The following is an 18,163-nucleotide window of genomic DNA, read 5'->3' as shown; positions in this document are numbered from 1 at the left end:
ATGACGCGGATCGAACCGCTTCGCACCGCACTCAGGAAGCCAGCCCGTCCAGTAACGCCCGCACGCGCCTGACCCTGGCTTCATCGACCGGCGCCAAGGCCTGTCCGCCGACGCGCACGCCCGAACCCAGATGCACGGCGCGCACGCCCGTCGATGCCACGAAGGGCGCGACGGTCTCCACACCGAGGCCCGCGCCCGCCAGCACCGTACAGTGCGATCCGGCCGCCATGCCGACCAGTCGCGTGATCGTCTCACCGGCATCGAGCACCGATGCCTTGCCGCCCGACGTCAGTACGTTCGTGACCGTCTCGAAGGCCGAGAGCGTTTCGAAGGCCACAAACAGATCGTGTGTTTCATCGAACGCGCGGTGGAACGTAAGCGGCAATGCTCCCGCCGCCTCCACCACACACTTCAACCCTTCCGTATCGATACAGCCGTCCGCCCGCAGCATCCCGACCACGAGCGCATGCGCACCCGTCTTCGCGATCGCGCGCGCCTCGCGTTGCATCACGCTGTAATCGTCGGCATCGTAGACGAACGAGCGGCTGTGCGGCCGCACCATCACGTTCACCGGAATCGCCACCGCCTCCACGACCGCCTCCACCAGCCCGATGCCCGGCGTCAGGCCGCCCTCGCCCATCGCCGTGACCAGTTCGATCCGGTCCGCGCCGCCGCGCTCGGCGGCGCGTGCGTCGGCCACCGTCGTCGCAATGACTTCCAGCACCGTCACTTCGCCTGCTCCGGCGGCACTTCCACGATCTCGCCGCCCAGCGCCCGCACGCCCTCGCGCAGGACGTCGAACGCCGCATTCGCCTGCTGCGGATCGCCCTTCACGCCCAGATCGATGTGCGACCGCGCGTACAGCGCGCCACGCGCCGAATCGCCGACGCTCGGCAGGCTGAACGCGCGCACGCCTTCAAAGTCGCGTTCGATCGCCACCATCAGCGGCGTGATGCGCGACTCCGGCAGGCCGAACACGAGCAGCGAACGCTCGACGTGCGGCACCGCGTGATGCAGGTGGGCATAACGGTTGTCGAGCACCCACTCGATCATCGGCCAGGCCATCACCGGAAAGCCCGGCACGAAGTGATGATCGCCGACCGAAAAGCCCGGGATCTTGTTGTAGCTGTTCGGGATGATGGCCGCGCCCTGCGGAAACGTGCCCATGTTCAGGCGATGCAGGTTCTCGGGCGAGTCGAGTTCGACCGGCTTGCCGGCCTGTTCGGCCGTGTCGCGGATGCGCGCGCGGATCAGCTCCGCCGCCTCCGGCTGCAGTTCGAGCGGACGCCCGAGTGCTTCGGCCGCGCACTGGCGGGTGTGATCGTCGGGCGTCGCGCCGATGCCGCCCGTCGAGAACACGATGTCGCCGGACGCGAAGGTGCGCTTGAGCGTCGCCGTGATGCGCGCCGGATCGTCGCCGACATACTCGGCCCAGTCCAGCGACAGCCCGCGCGCGCCCAGCAATTCGATGATTTTCGGCAGATGCTTGTCGGTGCGTCGGCCCGACAGGATTTCATCGCCGATGATGATGACGCCAATGCCCATGGGAACCCCCTTTATCGTTTCATTGTTCCTTTACGGAGACTTCACGGGACTCGACCGTGATCGCCGGATACTGCGGCTCCCCGGCGCGCAGGCGCTCCAGCGCGTGCAGGCAGTAGTGCGCGAACCACAGCGCCGAGAACACCAGGATGAATGCATACGCCCAGATCGTCACCGCCGCGACCACCGGGAACAGCGGCAGCAGCCAGACGGACCAGGCCCAGAGCATCGTCGGGACGGAACTGAACAGGCCGCTCACGATGCCGATCGCCAGCAGCGGCCAGCGCCCGTCCCGCACGATCGCCCGGCGTTCCTCGACGCTCGCATGCAGCGCAAGCGCGTCGTAAGTCATCACGCGATACGTCAGCCAGCCCCACAGCAGCGGCGGAATCAGCGCGAAGAACGGCGGGATCAGCCACAGCGGCAGCGTGACGGCGAGCAACACGAGACAGACCACGGTGGTCACCACCGAATGTCCGAGACTGCCGTACCACGAACCGCCGCGCCGCTCTTCCAGCGACGAATAATGTCCGCGCGGCCGGCGCGTGAGCAGCTTGACGACGCCCGGCATGGAGAGCGTCGCGATCAGCAGCAACACCGTCACGACGATCAGCGGAATCGTCATGATGACGACCAGGAACGGCGCGATGACCGCATGCAGCGACGAGAAGCCGACTGCGTCGAACAGCCGGTACATCGCGGAGGTGAGCGCCCAGCCCTCGAGCCAGCCGTTGGCGGCGCCGGTGAGCGTCTGCCAGAAGAACCACAGCAGGCCGCCCCATACCACCGTCGCGACGCCGAAAGGCATCAGCGTGAGCCACAGCATGCGCGGATGGAAGACGTTCGCCACCGCGCGCACGAACGAACGCAGCAAGTCATTCATGCGTGATCGTCAGGGAAAAGTAGAAACAACAGGATAAACCAACGCCGCGTGCGGGCGCTGGTATGGGCGAGGCGGAAAGCTCAGATGGTGGCGGAATCGGACGCGCGGCCGCGGCGGTTCGAAAGACGCGCGCCGATGCGCTTGAACGCGAGCCAGTGCTGTTCGAAGAAGCCGTCGCCGTAATGCACGGGCATCACGCCCGGCGCGCCGAGCTGGTCGCGGATGCCGGTCGGCTCGACGGTGCGGTCGAACGACGCCGAGCGGAACAGGATGTCCCAGAACGAGAACAGCACGCCGAAGTTGCAGCCGTAAGTGGTGCCTTCGTGGCCGTAGCCGATCGCATGATGACGCCGGTGAAACGCCGGGCTGACGACGATGCGTTCGCCCAACCAGCCGAAATGCAGGCGGATGTTGGCGTGCTGCACGCTCTGCATGAAATTGGTGATGGCGACGAGCACGACGAACTGCGAGGGCTCAACGCCGATCACCAGCGCGACGAGCGCGAAGACGCTCGCTTGCAGGATGTCGTCGAGCAGATGATTGCGGTCGTCGCTCCACAGCGACATCTTCTGCTGGCTGTGATGCACCGCGTGCAGTTCCCACCAGATGCCGATGCGATGCTCCAGCCGGTGATACCAGTAGCCGGCGACGTCGAGGATCAGCAGGTAGATGACGAAGGTGACGAGCGGCTGCGTGGTGACGCCGGGCCACAGATTGTCGATCTCGAGATTGGGCACGCCGTTCAGCCGCAGCCAGCTTTGCAGCGAATCGAAGATCGGCTGGAAGGTGAAGAAGAAAAACAGGTTGAGAATGCCCAGCTTGACGATCCACGTGTACAGCACGTCCACGCGCACGCCCTTGCGGTCTTGCCAGTTTTCTGCCGGACGGAAGGCCTCGAGCGGGCGCAGGACCGCGTACATCGCGAGCACTTCCAGCACGCCGACGATCACCCAGTACAGCGCATCGTAGGTGTCCTCGTCGTAGTCCATCATGCCGATCTTGAACAGCACCGGCTGAACCACGTCGACATACAGCAGCGTCTGCAGCGACGAAACGAAGGTGTCTAGCAGCGAAACGATGGAATGAAACATGATGCTCCGTGGTGCTGGCGGCGGCCCGGTGCGGCGGGCCATTCCTCAATCGTAGTACAGGGCTCGGCAAAGCGCCCTTTCACTCCGACGCCTACGCCCCGTTCGGCGCCGTGACGGGCGCGCGGTTGTAGAAGTAGATGCCGTGCGGCGAGCGTCCGACCTTGATGGTTTCGATCAGCTTACGGCTCGCCATGTCGATCACGCCGACATGCTTCGCAAAGCGGAACGTCACCCAGAGATACTTTTTGTCGGCGGAAAGTTCCATGTCGTCCGGGCCGGGCAGCAGTCCGGTGATGTCGCCGACATTCGTGAGCGAGTCCTCGTCGATGATGCTGATGGTGTTCGCCACGCGGTTCGACACCAGCACGTGCTTGCCGTCCACCATCGAACGGAAGTTGTGCGCGCCCTTGCCCGTCGTGATGGTCTTGACGATCTTCTGGTTGCGCCAGTCCACGACGGCAACATAATCTGCGCCCGTCATGCCGACCAGCAGGTATTTGTCGCCCGGCGTGAGCCAGACGCCGGCCGGCACCTTGCCGACCTTCATCTTCCATTTGACCGTCTGCGTCGCCAGGTCGATGGCCGCGATCTCGCCGGACACCTGCAGCGAGATGAACGCGGTGGCGCTGTCCTTCGTGAAGGCGATGTGGCTCGGCATGGTCGCGAGCGGCAGACGCTTCGCCACTGACAGGTTCTTGCCGTCGAAATGATAGATGTCGAGGCGGTCGAGGCGCAGGCCGGTGGACACGAACCACTTCTTGTCCGGCGAGAAGCCGATCTGGTAGGGATCCTCGATGTCCTGCACCCAGCGCTGGAACGCGCCGGTTTTCGGGTCGACGAACATCAGGTTGTTCGACACCGAGTTCGCGACGATCAGCGACGCGTTGTCGGGCGTCACCATCAGATGGTGCGGTTCCTTGCCGGTCGGCACGGTGCCGACGACCTGGCGCGTGTTCTCGTCGATGAGACTGAGCGTGGCTTCGGCGGAATTCAGGACGATGACATTGTTGGCAAACGCGGCGGTGGCGACGAGCGCCGCGCCGGTCGCGAGCACTGCACGCGCGGCGGTCGCGCGGAAGCGGCCGGACGGGCGGCCAGAACGAAAAAGATTGCGCATGAAAGATTGGCTTCGGAAGGCAGGCGTCATTGTAGAACGTTTGCCCCGGCCGGCACGTTGACCGAACGCGGCATTTTGCGAGATAACGGGCGCCGCCCGGCGCAACAATCCGGGCAGCGCCAAGTTCAGCGCTGCATCGACTCCCACACTTTGTGCAGGCGCTTGACGGACACGGGCATCGGCGTGCGCAACTCCTGCGCAAACAGCGACACGCGCAGTTCCTCCAGCAGCCAGCGATATTCCGCGAGCCGCGCATCCGCCACGCCGCCGCGCTGCGACACCGCGCGCTGATAGTGCTGCGCGAGCGGCTGCAAGTCGGCGAACTGGCGCGCGTCGCGGGCGGGCTCGGCCTTGAGCTTGTCGATGCGCAGGCCGATCGCCTTCAAATAGCGCGGAAAGTGGGCGAGCTGCGCATAAGGCGTGTCGATCACGAAACGCTTGCCGATCAGCGCGGCCAGTTGCGCCTGGATGTCGGCATAAGCCTGTGCGAACGGCTTCGCCTGCGCGAGCTTTTTCGCGAGCGTCGCGTATTCGGTCAGGATCGCGCCGACCAGACGCGCGATCTCCTGCGCCAGCAGCGTCAGGCGCCCTTTCGCGGCGTCGCGGCGGGCGTGGAAGCTGGCGTCGTCGTCGGGCAGCGGGTCTTGCAGGCATGCCCGATCCAGCGCCGTCCCGACGATCTGGTCGCGCAACTCATCGGCCGTGCCGAGCGCCATGAAATGCAGCGACATCTCGCGCAGGCCCGGCAGGTTCTTCTCCAGATAGCGGATCGGCTCGCGCAGCTGCAACGCGAACAGCCGCCGCAGTCCCGCGCGATGAATGCGCGCCGCTTCCTCGGGCGAATCGAACACTTCGACATCGCAATGCGTACCGCGATCCACCAGCGCCGGATAGCCGAACAGCGTCTGGCCGCGCCGGCGGATTTCGAGCAGCTCGGGCAGCTTGCCGAAGTTCCAGGTGGTCAGGTTCTCGTACAGCGCGGTGCCGGTGCTGGCGCCGACTCCGGCTCCGGCCGGCGGCGTCACGGGCGCGCCGGATTCGCCGGAGAGCGCGTCGAGCGCCACGCTGGCCGCCGCCGACGTCAGTTTCTGGAACTGCTGCTGCGCCTGGCCGCCGAGTTCCGCGCGCAGTTGCGCGAGATTGCGGCCCATCGCAAGCTGACGGCCGTGCTCGTCGATGACCTTGAAGTTCATGAACAAATGCGCCGGCAGCGTTTCGAGCTTGAAGTCCGCGCTCTTGACGGCAACCTGCGTTTCGCCGCGGATATCCGCGATCAGCGCCTCGACCAGCGCGCCCGCGCCGAACGCGGGTCCGGCGTGCCGCTGCGCGAAGCCCGCCGCGTACTCCGGCAGCGGCACGACGTGCCGGCGCAGCTTCTGCGGCAGCGACTTCAGCAGCAGCTGCGCCTTCTCCTTGATCATGCCCGGCACGAGCCACTCGACGCGCCGCGCATCGACCTGATTCAGGCCGTAGAGCGGCACCGCGAGCGTGACGCCGTCGCGCGGCGAGCCGGGCTCGAAGTGATAGGTCAGCGCCATCTCGATGCCCGACATCGTCATGCGCTTCGGGAACAGGTCGGTGGTGACGCCGGCCGCCTCGTGGCGCATCAGGTCGTCGCGCGACAGGAACAGCAACTTGTCGTTGCCCGGCTTCTTCTGCTCGTCGCGATACCAGCGCTCGAAGGCCGCGCCGGTCCACATGCCTTCCGGCAGCGACGCATCGTAGAAGCCGTAGATCAGTTCGTCGTCGACCAGCACGTCCTGGCGGCGCGACTTGTGTTCGAGCTGCTCGATATCCGCCACCAGCTTGCGGTTGTGCGCGAAGAACGGCAGGCGCGTGTCGAACTCGCCCTCGACCAGCGCGCCGCGAATGAACAGCTCGCGCGCGTATTTCTGATCCTGCTGGCCGAAGCTCACGCGCCGCCGCGCATAGACCGTCAGGCCATAGAGCACCGCGCGCTCGAACGCGACGACCTGCGCGGCCTTTTTCTCCCAATGGGCGTCCGAGAGCGATTTCTTCAGCAGATGCCCGCCGACGGTTTCGAGCCATTCCGGCTCGATCTTCGCGATGGTGCGCGCATACAGCCGGCTGGTCTCGACGAGTTCGCCGGCCATCACCCAGCGCCCGGCCTTCTTCAGCAGCGCCGAACCCGGCCACAGATGGAACTTGATGCCGCGCGCGCCGAGATAATGCGGTTCGTCGTCGGCCTTCAGGCCTACGTTGCCGAGCAGGCCGGTCAGCAGCGACAGATGCACCTGTTCGAAGGTGGCGTCCGACTCGTTCAGACGCCAGCCGTGTTCGCGCACGACCGTGAGCAGTTGCGAATGCACGTCGCGCCATTCGCGCAGCCGCAGATGCGACAGGAAGGCGGCACGGCAGGCATCGGTGAGCTGGCGGTTCGACTTCTTGTGCGCGACCGCTTCCTCGAACCACTTCCAGATGCGCGTCCATTGCAGGAATTCGGAGCGCTCGTCGACGAACTGGCGGTGCGCCTGATCCGCCTGCTCCTGCGCCTCGATGGGCCGGTCGCGCGGGTCCTGCACCGAGAGCGCCGATGCGATGATCAGCACCTCTTTCAGCGCGTGATGATCGCGCGCGGCGAGGATCATCCGGCCGACGCGCGGATCGAGCGGCAAACGCGCGAGCTCGCGGCCGAGCGGCGTGAGGGCGTTGTCGTCATCGACGGCGCCGAGTTCGTTCAGCAGCTGATAGCCGTCGGCGATCGCGCGTCCCGGCGGCGGCTCGATGAACGGGAAGGTTTCGATCGCCGTCAGATGCAGCGACTTCATCCGCAGGATGACCGCCGCGAGCGACGAGCGCAGGATCTCGGGATCGGTGAAGCGCGGGCGCATCTGGAAGTCGGCTTCGTCGTAGAGACGGATGCACACGCCGTCCGCGACGCGGCCGCACCGCCCGGCGCGCTGGTTCGCCGCCGCCTGCGACACCGGCTCGATCTGCAGCTGCTCCACCTTGTTGCGATACGAATAGCGCTTCACGCGCGCCATGCCGGTATCGACCACATAGCGGATGCCCGGCACCGTCAGCGAGGTTTCGGCGACATTGGTGGCGAGCACGATGCGCCGCGCGTTCGACGGCCGGAACACCCGTTCCTGCTCCTGCGCCGAGAGCCGGGCGAACAGCGGCAGGATTTCGGTGTGCGGCGGATGATGCTTTCTCAAGGCCTCGGCGGCGTCGCGGATTTCGCGCTCGCCGGGAAGGAATACGAGCACGTCGCCGGGACCGACGCGGCAGAGTTCATCGACAGCATCGACGATGGCTTCCATCAGGTCGCGATCGCTCTTGCGGTCGTTGCGCTCGCCTCGTTTGGGCAAGGTGCCCTGCGCGGATTTCACCGCGACGCTGTCTTCCTCAATCGGCCGATAGCGCACTTCCACCGGATACAGACGGCCGCTCACCTCGATCACCGGCGCCGGATGCTCGTCGCTGCCGAAGTGGCGCGCGAAGCGTTGGGCGTCGATGGTCGCGGACGTCACAATCAACTTCAGGTCCGGGCGCTTCGGCAGGATCTCTTTCAGATAGCCCAGCAGGAAGTCGATGTTGAGACTGCGCTCGTGCGCCTCGTCGATGATGATCGTGTCGTAGGCCGTGAGCAGCGGATCGGTTTGCGTCTCGGCGAGCAGAATGCCGTCGGTCATCAGCTTGACGGAGGCGCCGGGCGCGAGATTGTCCGTGAAGCGCACCTTGTAGCCGACCACTTCGCCGAACGGCGTGCCCAGTTCCTCGGCGATGCGCCGTCCCGTCGCGGATGCCGCGATCCGGCGCGGCTGCGTATGGCCGATCAGGCCGCTGCCGCCCGCGCCCAGCCCGCGCCGGAGCGCGAGGCAGATCTTGGGCAACTGCGTGGTCTTGCCGGAGCCGGTTTCGCCGCTGACGATCACGACCTGATGGCCGGCGATCGCCCGGGCGATTTCCTCGCGCCGGCCGGAAACGGGTAAAGCTTCCGGGAAGGTGATCGGCGGGACGGGGTTGGGGGTGATGGCCTGTCGCGGCGGGCGGGAGGCGCGGGGTTCGCGTGGTTCGCGGGATTGAGCGGCTTCGCGCGCCGGGCGTGGCTCGCGCGGTTGAGCAGGTCCGCGTGGTTCGCGAGTTTGATGCGGCTCGCGGGGTTCGGCGGGCTTGCGGTGTTCGCGAACCTGACGCGCCTCGCGCGATTCCGCGCCCTGCACTTCGCGCATGTGACCGGCGCGGCGGCCTTCACCAACGTGGTCGGCTTCCACTGAAGACACCGCGCCCCGGCGTTCGACGCGCGGTGCAGCCGGCTTCGTCCCGACTAACCGACCCGTCTCCGGCCGTTCAGTCTGAGGCGTACGCTCGCGGCCATCGGGTCGCGGCGTCGGCGCGGTTTGCGCCTGCATCGGCTGACGCGGCGCCTGCACCCCTTGCGGTTTGCGCGAATCCTGCGTGGACTGCGGCCGAACGACCGCGGCCTGCTTCTGCGCCCCCGTAACCGCCGCCTCACGCGGCGCGTTCCTCCGCTCCGGTCCCTCCGGTCCCTCCTGTCTCTTCTGCTGCTGCGCGCCCGCCGTGCCGGCAAAACGCCGGGCGGCCAGTTCCTTCTTGCTCAGCGTCGCAGCATCGCCGGAGGGATCCGACGCTTCCTGCGCGTCACGCCGCAGACTTTCCCGCAGTTGCCGCAACTGCGCCAGGGGATCGGTGGAGGAGTCGGCGGACCGGGACGTGTCTGCCTGCTGAGAACTTGAAGGGCGCGCGGGACGCGAGGGACGAGAAACATTCGACATAGCGTCGCATTATAATCCCGGGATGAATTCTCAAACCGACCTCACGATGACTCCTCAAGCGGCATCGCCACTGGCCGCGGCCGAGCCGGAAGCGCCCGATCCCCATGCCCAGTTCGTCGACTGGATGCGCTCCGTCGCGCCGTATATCCACGCGTTCCGGAACAAGACGTTCGTCGTGGCGTTCGGCGGGGAACTGGTGCAGGAAGGACGCCTGAATGCGCTCGTGCAGGACGTCGGCCTGCTTCACGCGATGGGCATCCACGTCGTGCTGGTGCACGGCTCGCGGCCGCAGCTCGATGAACAGCTGAGCCTGCACGGCGTCGAATCGTCGTTCTCGCACGGCCTGCGCATCACCGACGCCCGCGCGCTCGAATCCGCCAAGGAAGCCGCCGGCGAAGTGCGCCTCGACATCGAGGCCGCGATCAGCCAGGGCCTGCCCAACACGCCGATGGCGCACGCGCACATCAGCGTCGTGTCGGGCAACTTTGTGACGGCGCGGCCGGTCGGCATTCTCGACGGCGTCGATTTCCAGCACACCGGCGTCGTACGCAAGATCGACGGCGATTCCGTGCGCCAGTCGCTCGCCAGCAACAAGCTCGTGCTGCTCTCCCCGCTCGGTTTCTCGCCCACCGGCGAAGCCTTCAATCTGTCGATGGAAGACGTCGCCTCGGCCGCCGCCATCGCACTGCGCGCCGACAAGATCATCTTCGTCACGGAGATCCCCGGTCTTGCCGACGCGGAAGGCGAACTGGTGCGCGAAATGTCGCTCGACGACGCCTATCGCCTGCAGGAAAGCGGCGAGTTGCAGGGCGACACCGCGTTCTACCTGAAGCATACGATTCGCGCCTGCCGCGGCGGCGTGGCGCGGGGCCACATCATTCCGTACGCGCTCGACGGCAGCGTGCTGCTCGAACTGTTCCTGCACGACGGCGTCGGCACGATGATCTCGTACGAGAATCTGGAGAGCCTGCGCGAGGCCACGCCGGACGACGTCGGCGGCATTCTCACGCTGATCGAACCGCTCGAGTCCGACGGCACGCTGGTGCGCCGCGGTCGCCACCAGATCGAACGCGACATCGACCATTTCTCGGTCATCGAGCACGATGGCGTGCTGTTCGGCTGCGCGGCGCTGTATCCGTACACGCAGGAGCGTATCGGCGAAATGGCCTGCCTGACGGTCGCGCCCGAAGCGCAAGGTTCCGGCGACGGCGAGCGGCTCCTGAAACGCATCGAGCAGCGCGCCCGCGCGCGCGGCCTCACGCGCATCTTCGTCCTGACGACGCGCACCGAGCACTGGTTCCTGAAGCGCGGCTTCGTCAAGGTCACCGTCGACGACCTGCCGGAAGACCGCCGCCGCCTCTACAACTGGCAGCGCAAGTCGCTCGTGCTGATGAAACAGCTTTGAAGAACTGATTCGAGAGGCGCGGGACGGCGCCTCTCCCCCCGATACAGAGGAGAAAGACACAATGGCCCGAATGATTCAATGCGCGAAGCTCGGCAAGGAAGCCGAAGGACTGGACTTCCCGCCGCTGCCGGGCGAACTCGGCAAGCGCATCTACGAAACGATCTCCAAGGAAGCCTGGCAGGGCTGGCTCAAGCAGCAGACGATGCTCATCAACGAGAATCGCCTGAACATGGCCGATCCGCGCGCGCGCCAGTACCTGATCAAGCAGACGGAGAAGTATTTCTTCGGCGAAGGCGCCGATACCGCGTCCGGCTACGTGCCGCCGCAAGGCTGAAATCGGCGCATCATCCGTTCGGCGAAAACCGGCCCCTGGGCCGGTTTTTTATTGCCCGCGAAACCCGTGAGATTGGTCCGGACGGTACACCCGGACACACCGCGATGACTTCGCGCTATCCCAGACGGGATAAGGGCTTGCGGGCCTCCAGCAGCCTCCGCTGGACGGGCCGGTTTGCAGATCGTCTGTCATCGTGATATCATCTCCTTCTTATCAACAGCAATTCACCATCATTCACGCGGCGTAGTTCAGCGTCAAAGCTGTCCAACTCAACGCGGTAGTGACTGTTTTTCATACAAAGAGGCGCGTCGGTTTTTAAGCTGCTTTTGCCAGATTGACCAGATGAACCCCTTGGTTCAGCAAAAACACGCCGGCCTTTTTCGTCTCAAGCTGTTTTTTCGCCGACGTCGCGGCCCACCCGCGGCAACCCAGGCACATCGCCGGGGTTGACCGTCCGCACGTCAAACTCGTTGCGTTACCCCCGAGTGCAATTTCGCGACCCACCGCGATGCACCGGCACCGCGTTTGCTACTGATTTCTCAGCGTCCGCTCCATTCGACGCTGCGCGGAGCCATTGGCGATCGTTTTGCGCTGCCCTGCATGGCGGCGCCGTCGCGAAACTGCACTCTCCCGGCAATTCGCGTCATCGATGCTTTCGATGGCGCACCCGAAGCCACTCCCCGGAGTGCTCGGGATCGAATACGGAGTCTTCGAAACATGTCATCCCATCACGAGGGCCTTTGGCGCGAACGCGATTCATCGAGCCAGAAATCCGACCTCACCCTCGACGACATCACGATCGTCGATCAGTCCCTGCTGAAGCGCGCCGTCGGCGCCATGGCCATCGGTAACGCGATGGAGTGGTTCGACTTCGGCGTGTACAGCTACATCGCCGTGACGCTCGGCAAGGTGTTCTTTCCGTCGAGCAGTCCCGCCGCACAGCTGCTCGCGACCTTCGGCACGTTCGCGGCCGCGTTCCTGGTGCGGCCGATCGGCGGCATGGTGTTCGGCCCGCTCGGCGACCGCATCGGCCGCAAGCGCGTGCTCGCGATGACGATGATCATGATGGCCCTCGGCACGTTCGCGATCGGCCTGATTCCGAGCTATGACAGCATCGGCGTGCTGGCGCCGGTGCTGCTGCTGGTTGCGCGTCTGGTGCAGGGCTTCTCGACGGGCGGCGAGTACGGCGGCGCGGCGACCTTCATCGCCGAGTTCTCGCCGGACAAGAAACGCGGCTTCATGGCGAGCTTCCTCGAATTCGGCACGCTGGTGGGCTATGTGCTCGGCGCGGGCGTGGTGGCGGTGCTGACGGCGGTGATGTCGGAGCACGCGCTGCTGTCGTGGGGCTGGCGCATTCCGTTCATGATCGCGGGACCGCTCGGTCTGATCGGCCTGTATATCCGGATGAAGCTGGAAGAAACCCCGGCGTTCCAGCGTGAAGCCGAAAAGGCGGAAGCCGTCTCGCACGAAACCACCAAGCAGCAGTTCCGCGAGACGCTGGTGCAGCAATGGCGGCCGCTGCTGCAATGCGTGGGCCTCGTGCTGATCTTCAACGTCACTGACTACATGGCGCTCTCGTACCTGCCGAGCTATCTGTCCGCGACGCTCAAGTTCAACGAGACGCATGGCCTGTTCATCGTGCTGGTCGTGATGGTGCTGATGATGCCGCTGACGCTGCTGTTCGGCCGTCTGTCCGATGTCGTCGGCCGCAAGCCGGTGATGCTGGCGGGCTGCGTCGGCTTGCTGCTGCTGTCGATCCCGGCGCTCTCGCTGATCCGCATGGGCACGATTCCGTCGATCTTCGCTGGCATGATGATTCTCGGCACGCTGCTTTCGACCTTCACGGGCGTGATGCCGTCGTCGCTGCCGGCGCTGTTCCCGACGAAGATCCGCTATGGCGCGCTCGCCATCGGCTTCAACGTGTCGGTGTCGCTGTTCGGCGGCACGACGCCGCTCGTCACGGCGTGGCTCGTCGACAAGACCGGCATGCTGATGATGCCCGCGTACTATCTGATGGGCGCTTCGGTGATCGGCATCGTGTCGGTGATCGCGCTGCACGAATCGGCGAAGAAGCCGTTGAAGGGCTCGCCGCCGGCCGTCGCCTCGCACTCGGAAGCGCATGCGATCCTGCGCGGTCATCGCGAAGCGGGCGAGATGGACGACGCGTTCCCGGAAGGCACGGCGCGCGCCTGATCGAGGTTGTCGTGGTGTGAGTTGTCGAAGGCCGATGCTTCCCGCATCGGCCTTTTTTTATGGCGCTATGGCGTAAGCGTGACGATGCGCGCTTCGGGTGCGCTGCCGTTGGTATCCGTGTCGATGTCGAGCCACCCGAGCGTGATCGGCAGCTTGAAGCGGCGCGGCCCCGCGCTGCCGGGATTCACGAACAGCGTCGCGCCACGCCGCTCGATCAAGGGCTTGTGCGAATGCCCGGTAACGACGACGTCGATACCCGAGAGCTGCTTCGGAATGTCTGCGATGTCGTGTACGACATGGATCGACACGCCGCCGAGTTCGATGCGCGCGTGCTCCGGCAGATGAGCGACGTCTGCACCCGTATCGTTGTTGCCGCGCACGACCGTCAGCGGCGCGAGCGGCGCCAGACTGTCGAGGACGTCGCGCCGGCAGATGTCGCCCGCGTGGATGATGTGCGCGCAGCCGCGCAAGGCATCGAGCGCTTCAGGGCGCACGAGGTTGTGGGTATCGGAGATCAGGCCGATGCGCATGGTGCTCTCCTGACGTCGATGTCTTTCGGGCGGCGTGGGTTTTATTGGGAGGTGCGTGTCGCGGGAACGGTGCCGCCGATTATGCGCGACGGCGAAACCGGTGTCGAACCGCATGCGCGGGTTTTGGCCGATGCAGGCGCAATGGTAGAATCGCGTCCGCCCTGCCGGGGTGATGAAATTGGTAAACATAGCGGACTTAAAATCCGCCGCCTAACGGCTTGCCGGTTCAAGTCCGGTCCCCGGTACCAAGTAGTCCGCAGGCGCACTGCGGCCGGTCGATGCGATGCCCATCTTTCTGGCACGCGCGCACCGCTCCTCCACCGTCGACTCATTCACATTCAGCGACCGCGCCTGACTGCGCCGGCGCTTGACGATCCTTCGCCCGTGCCGGCGACCGACCCGATGCTTCGCCATGCTACTAATGCGTCCTCACAGCAGGGAGACGCGCTTGAGCAGGGAAGTCAAAATTTCCAATGCGGGGATAGCCGTGCAGCGGCGCTGCGACGTGCGTTATATGAACCGCGACGATGAGACACGCGCCGCCCAGGAGGCACGCAGATTTCTCACTGATTCTATGTCGTGGTTGAACGATCGCCGCTTGCTGACCGAACTGGGCGCGCTGATTGGCGTGAAAGACGGGGACGACGAGCGTCTTCGCAAGATCAAACGCGCGATCGAGACCGGCGAACTGGTGACGATTCCGGACCTTCCGCCGCGTACGACGACCTTCATCCGGACGGGTGGCGGCGATGTCCGGCCTGTTCCGAAGTCACGGGAAGCCGTTGCGGCGCTGCCGCTCTTTCAGCGCGCGTCCGAGGCGGCGGCCCGCGTCAGATCGTTCAAGATTCCTGCCCGGCTACCGAAGCCGCGCAACGACTTCTTCGCAATCTTGGCGGCCAATCCAGGCGATGTGCTGCCTGACGGTACTATTGCGACAGCGCTCGAGACAGAGCCATTCGTCTACGTGCCGCATACACTCAGCGCAGAAGCGATGGCGCTGGCGGCCAAGACAAACAATCCGGACCACGCCGCCAAAATGCTCGGATACGACCGCGATACCTTCGGCGCCATGCTGCACGTCTTCAAACCACAGAACGGGCTAAGGAGGAATGACAATCTGATTTTCTACGACGATGGAAGCGTGGAGTTCAAGAAGCAGATTCTCGATGACAACATCCACAACTATGCGCCCTGAAAACGCCCCTGCGGACAGACCGAACGCCCTTGCTAACGCAACGCTGATTGTCTCCGGTCCCACCGTGCTGCCCGCGTTCTGGACAGCGTTTTTCGGCGTCAAGCCAAGTCGCACGTCCACGAAAGGAGAGCGATTCGAACTGCCGTCTGGTCGAATGAGCCCCCGCCCTGCACAGCTAGGTCTATGGGCGTTTTCAAGCGGACCCGGTACCAGGTCCGATTTTCTTGCGCCGCATCTGATTTTCCTTCAAAGCCGCCTCTCGCTGCCGCGTAGGGACGCGCGCGCATTGCTGGAAGCCCAAGGCGCTACGATCGCGCTGTGGTGCTACTGGTGCAACCCTTCCGGCGATCGGGTCCCGGACATTCCGCCGTTTGCACGCGAGATGATGGAAGCAATGGGAGGCACGATCGAAATTGACGAATACCGGTAATGGAGCGGTCAGGCGGCTGAAGTTGTTTCCCTCGCGCCCCTTGCGTCGTGAGGTCCAGATGCCCGACGCGGGCGGGCGCCGCACGTTTTCCCCCGACCGATTTGCCGCGATCAGACGGATCTTTGCTCACGCGCCAGGCGCGCCGTTCCTCGACAACTTTCACGGCTATAAAGACTGAGATGGCAACGCACGACGAGCAACTCGCTTACGCCAGCTTCACCATTTCCGGCGATGGCGTGGACCCCGCATTCTGGACAAAGTATTTTCAGCAACAGCCGGACGTTGCCAGGATGAAGGGAGAGCGGATGCGTCCGCCTGCGGGAAAGCTCTACGCGGAACGACCGATCGGCTTTTGGGGCGTTCGAACCAAGGGGCGCGTGCGAAGTGATCTGCTTGCGCTGCACCTGTGGTATTTGAAAACCTCACTTGCGTTACCGCGCCGTGACCTACCCGAATTGCTGGAGCAGGCGAACGCGAAAATGCGCTTCTTCTGCTACTGGGTCAACGAGTCAGGCAACCGCATTCCGGACATTCCAGAGCCGATCCGCACCATGATGGAGGGAATGGGCGGGACCATCGAGATTGACGAGTATCGGTGGTAAGCGGCGCGACGGTTCCTTCTACCCGCCGTCGTTTTGACAGGGAAGAAACTTTCTCGCCGCCGCTGCGCGCAGCCGGCGAAGACGGCAAGCATAAAAGGCAGTCAAGGTTTGCTTCCCCACGCCGCACATTCCACTCGAACGCCCCCCTTCAAGCGCTCACGCTCTCCTCCACCCGCGCAGCCGCCACGCCGCGCTCATCTACAACCATGCCCCCCGCGTCAAACGCGCGCCCCGCCTTTCCAGGCAAAGTAGCTGCCCATCCAGCACCCGCATCGATCCCCGCCGACGACGACCGCCAGCCCCTCGTTCCGCGCACCGCGACCCTCGCCGTGCTCGCGCACAACGCAGCGGCGAACAGCACGCCCGCAAAAGACAAACAGTAGTTCGCCCCGATCAGATGCTTTTCGATTTCCATGAAGCCGTCCGCGAGCACGAGCACGTATTGCAGCGCGCCCCAGGCCGCGAAGAACAAGCCCGTCGCCGCCGCCGCGCTGATCCGCCGCGCCTGCGCGAGCCACGCCACGACCAGCGCCGCCCCCAGGATCAGCACGTTCAGCCGATGCGCATACATGCGTGACCAGAGCCGGAACAGCGGCGCGTTCGCGAAGCTCGGCGCGTCCCGCAGGCTCATCCCGAGGCCGGGTAGTTCGATCTGGCTGCCCTTTTCGAGCACGTGCCAGGCCATCACCGGCAGAATGCCCGGATGCGCGAGCGCGACGCGCACCGTGTCCAGATAAGTCGCCTGCGCATCGCGCACGCATTGCATGCCGGCTTCGTCGTAACCCATGTTGCTCACGCACGCGGCAAGCACCGGCTTATTGCCGATCGTAGCCAGTTCGATGCCGTCGTGAGTCTTCAGGTGGCCGAGAATGCCGAAGTACAGCGCATGATATTTGTTGATGTCGGTGTTGGGTCCGAACACCGAAGGCAACAGCGCGGCGACCGTCGCCAGCACGGCCGCGCACGCTGTCCAGCGCCGTCCGAACGCGCTCGCAATGAACGGCGCAAGCACCAGCGGCAGCGCGAAGTAAGCCGTCTTCGACAGCGCGATGAAGCATCCCAGCCCGAACGCGGCCAGCGCATCGCGACGCCGTCCGCGCGCGCGGAACATGAGAAGACAGGCGCCGAGCATCGGCAGGCCGACGATCATTGTCTGCTCTTCGAAGAACGAATTCAGGAACGCGATGAACGACGAAGACAGCGCGACCGGCGTAATCAGGATGAGATAGGCCCATGCGGCGCGATGGCCCGCATGACGCCGCAGCGCTAAAAACAGCCACGTATAGGCCGCGGCATAGACGAGTCGTCCGGGAATGGAGCCCGCGATCACCGAATATGCCGACGCGCTCCCCGTCAGCGCGATGGAACTGAGAAGCTGGATGATCATCCAGATCTTGTGCGTGGAAAACGAGTAAAGATGCTGGATGCAGGGAGGATGCGAGCAGACCTGCCAGCTGTCCATCCAGACATGAAAGTAGCGTTGCTGCCAGTCCGCCGAGCCCGCGTCCGGCACGTCGGTGTTCCAGCCGAACGGCTTGTCGATCAGAAAGCCGAAGGTGCGCGCAAAGTCGCCGTTATCGGCCCATCCCGTGAAAACATGCAGCATCGACACGGTCCACAACACGGCCAAGTACATCACAGCCGTCCATCTCCAGGCGACTACTCTTCGCACAGCCCCGAACATCCGTCGTTCTCGTTGTTTTTTTATGCGCGGATTCTACTGTTCTTAAGAAGACGCTAAAAAATTATTACGCGGGGTGTGGCGCGCGCGAAACGGGTCAGATGCAGAGTCCAGCGCACACGCAGAACCTGCCGCCGAAGTCACACTGCGTTGAGCAATCGCTCGGCGTCCCTCACGGCGTCGAACAGCGCTTCGATCGGCGTATCGCGATCGAACACGCACAGGTGCTCGATATCGAACGGCAGCGCCTCCACGCCGATGAAACGCACCGTCCCGCTGAACGATTCGCGCGCCTTGCCGCGCCGTACCGATGCAATGTAGTTCGGCATGACATACAGCGCCATTGGCAGGGTCAGGGACGTCATGGCGGCCTCCGCGGCTCGGTGATGCCGGCCGGCAT

Annotated in this window: 15 protein-coding genes and 1 tRNA gene; 7 read left to right on the top strand and 9 right to left on the bottom strand. The window is 64.8% G+C overall.

The features are described from left to right. Positions 1-31 precede the first annotated feature (31 nt). The 6 genes from QCE83_RS04705 to hrpA form a co-directional block, all read right to left on the bottom strand. The gene (locus tag QCE83_RS04705) at positions 32-730 is read right to left on the bottom strand and encodes a copper homeostasis protein CutC (protein ID WP_309807905.1); all 699 of its coding nucleotides are present in this window, start codon (positions 728-730) and stop codon (positions 32-34) included. Then, positions 727-1,545 carry a molybdopterin-binding protein gene (locus QCE83_RS04700; RefSeq protein WP_309807904.1) on the bottom strand — a complete coding sequence of 273 codons (819 nt, stop codon included), beginning with the start codon at positions 1,543-1,545 and terminating at the stop codon, positions 727-729. The genes QCE83_RS04705 and QCE83_RS04700 overlap by 4 nt, the downstream gene beginning before the upstream one ends. Before the next feature lie 19 nt (positions 1,546-1,564). Beyond that, positions 1,565-2,425: an EI24 domain-containing protein gene (locus QCE83_RS04695; RefSeq protein ID WP_309807903.1), complete on the bottom strand. Its 861-nt coding sequence runs from the start codon at positions 2,423-2,425 to the stop codon at positions 1,565-1,567. An 80-nt stretch (positions 2,426-2,505) separates the two neighbouring features. Beyond that, complete coding sequence (locus tag QCE83_RS04690) at positions 2,506-3,516, bottom strand: sterol desaturase family protein (RefSeq protein ID WP_309807902.1); 1,011 nt, start codon at positions 3,514-3,516, stop codon at positions 2,506-2,508. 91 nt (positions 3,517-3,607) lie between these two features. Beyond that, on the bottom strand, positions 3,608-4,633 hold the full coding sequence (locus QCE83_RS04685) for a beta-propeller fold lactonase family protein (protein WP_309807901.1): 1,026 nt from the start codon (positions 4,631-4,633) through the stop codon (positions 3,608-3,610). A 125-nt stretch (positions 4,634-4,758) separates the two neighbouring features. Further along, entirely contained in the window at positions 4,759-8,829 is a 4,071-nt protein-coding gene (gene hrpA / locus QCE83_RS04680; protein WP_404984723.1) for an ATP-dependent RNA helicase HrpA, read from the bottom strand. Between the two features lie 586 nt (positions 8,830-9,415). Between hrpA and argA the strand changes: the two genes are divergently transcribed. The 3 genes from argA (at position 9,416) to proP (ending at position 13,325) form a co-directional block, all read left to right on the top strand. After that, the gene (gene argA / locus QCE83_RS04675) at positions 9,416-10,798 is read left to right on the top strand and encodes an amino-acid N-acetyltransferase (protein WP_309807899.1); all 1,383 of its coding nucleotides are present in this window, start codon (positions 9,416-9,418) and stop codon (positions 10,796-10,798) included. 61 nt (positions 10,799-10,859) lie between these two features. Beyond that, the gene (locus QCE83_RS04670; RefSeq protein ID WP_050327995.1) at positions 10,860-11,132 is read left to right on the top strand and encodes an oxidative damage protection protein; all 273 of its coding nucleotides are present in this window, start codon (positions 10,860-10,862) and stop codon (positions 11,130-11,132) included. Positions 11,133-11,849: 717 nt separating this feature from the next. Beyond that, entirely contained in the window at positions 11,850-13,325 is a 1,476-nt protein-coding gene (gene proP / locus QCE83_RS04665; RefSeq protein ID WP_309807898.1) for a glycine betaine/L-proline transporter ProP, read from the top strand. 65 nt (positions 13,326-13,390) lie between these two features. Here the strand turns inward: proP and QCE83_RS04660 are convergent, their stop codons facing one another. Beyond that, complete coding sequence (locus QCE83_RS04660; RefSeq protein WP_309807897.1) at positions 13,391-13,855, bottom strand: metallophosphoesterase family protein; 465 nt, start codon at positions 13,853-13,855, stop codon at positions 13,391-13,393. Between the two features lie 163 nt (positions 13,856-14,018). Between QCE83_RS04660 and QCE83_RS04655 the strand changes: the two genes are divergently transcribed. From QCE83_RS04655 to QCE83_RS04640, 4 genes are all read left to right on the top strand, one after another. Then, positions 14,019-14,103: transfer RNA gene (locus QCE83_RS04655), tRNA-Leu, on the top strand. Between the two features lie 200 nt (positions 14,104-14,303). Beyond that, positions 14,304-15,050 (top strand): hypothetical protein, encoded by a 747-nt coding sequence (locus QCE83_RS04650; RefSeq protein WP_309807896.1) that lies wholly within the window; start codon positions 14,304-14,306, stop codon positions 15,048-15,050. Next, a complete protein-coding gene (locus QCE83_RS04645; protein ID WP_309807895.1) occupies positions 15,022-15,480 on the top strand; it encodes a DUF4279 domain-containing protein in 459 nt (152 codons plus the stop codon). Before QCE83_RS04650 ends, QCE83_RS04645 begins: the two co-directional genes overlap by 29 nt. A gap of 179 nt (positions 15,481-15,659) precedes the next feature. Further along, positions 15,660-16,082 (top strand): DUF4279 domain-containing protein, encoded by a 423-nt coding sequence (locus QCE83_RS04640; protein ID WP_309807894.1) that lies wholly within the window; start codon positions 15,660-15,662, stop codon positions 16,080-16,082. Positions 16,083-16,230: 148 nt separating this feature from the next. Here the strand turns inward: QCE83_RS04640 and QCE83_RS04635 are convergent, their stop codons facing one another. Together QCE83_RS04635 and QCE83_RS04630 are read right to left on the bottom strand one after the other, a co-directional pair. Next, positions 16,231-17,718, bottom strand: a complete 1,488-nt coding sequence (locus QCE83_RS04635) for a hypothetical protein (RefSeq protein WP_309807893.1) — start codon at positions 17,716-17,718, stop codon at positions 16,231-16,233. A 185-nt stretch (positions 17,719-17,903) separates the two neighbouring features. Then, positions 17,904-18,128, bottom strand: coding sequence for a hypothetical protein (locus QCE83_RS04630; protein WP_309807892.1), 225 nt, complete (start codon positions 18,126-18,128; stop codon positions 17,904-17,906). Positions 18,129-18,163 lie beyond the last annotated feature (35 nt).

It is taken from the genome of Caballeronia sp. LZ034LL, assembly GCF_031451215.1.
Lineage (GTDB): Bacteria > Pseudomonadota > Gammaproteobacteria > Burkholderiales > Burkholderiaceae > Caballeronia.
The sequence above is the reverse complement of the archived record's forward strand: the minus strand, read 5'-3'. Positions and strand labels throughout refer to the sequence as shown.

Excerpts from the sequence above, each read along its gene's own strand:
- QCE83_RS04640 (WP_309807894.1), top strand. The coding sequence starts at position 15,660 with ATGGCAACGCACGACGAGCAACTCGCTTACGCCAGCTTCACCATTTCC.
- QCE83_RS04645 (WP_309807895.1), top strand. The coding sequence starts at position 15,022 with ATGACAACATCCACAACTATGCGCCCTGAAAACGCCCCTGCGGACAGA.
- QCE83_RS04690 (WP_309807902.1), bottom strand. The coding sequence starts at position 3,516 with ATGTTTCATTCCATCGTTTCGCTGCTAGACACCTTCGTTTCGTCGCTG.
- QCE83_RS04635 (WP_309807893.1), bottom strand. The coding sequence starts at position 17,718 with ATGTACTTGGCCGTGTTGTGGACCGTGTCGATGCTGCATGTTTTCACG.
- QCE83_RS04660 (WP_309807897.1), bottom strand. The coding sequence starts at position 13,855 with ATGCGCATCGGCCTGATCTCCGATACCCACAACCTCGTGCGCCCTGAA.
- QCE83_RS04700 (WP_309807904.1), bottom strand. The coding sequence starts at position 1,545 with ATGGGCATTGGCGTCATCATCATCGGCGATGAAATCCTGTCGGGCCGA.
- QCE83_RS04630 (WP_309807892.1), bottom strand. The coding sequence starts at position 18,128 with ATGACGTCCCTGACCCTGCCAATGGCGCTGTATGTCATGCCGAACTAC.
- argA (WP_309807899.1), top strand. The coding sequence starts at position 9,416 with ATGAATTCTCAAACCGACCTCACGATGACTCCTCAAGCGGCATCGCCA.
- proP (WP_309807898.1), top strand. The coding sequence starts at position 11,850 with ATGTCATCCCATCACGAGGGCCTTTGGCGCGAACGCGATTCATCGAGC.
- hrpA (WP_404984723.1), bottom strand. The coding sequence starts at position 8,829 with ATGCGCGAAGTGCAGGGCGCGGAATCGCGCGAGGCGCGTCAGGTTCGC.
- QCE83_RS04685 (WP_309807901.1), bottom strand. The coding sequence starts at position 4,633 with ATGCGCAATCTTTTTCGTTCTGGCCGCCCGTCCGGCCGCTTCCGCGCG.
- QCE83_RS04670 (WP_050327995.1), top strand. The coding sequence starts at position 10,860 with ATGGCCCGAATGATTCAATGCGCGAAGCTCGGCAAGGAAGCCGAAGGA.
- QCE83_RS04695 (WP_309807903.1), bottom strand. The coding sequence starts at position 2,425 with ATGAATGACTTGCTGCGTTCGTTCGTGCGCGCGGTGGCGAACGTCTTC.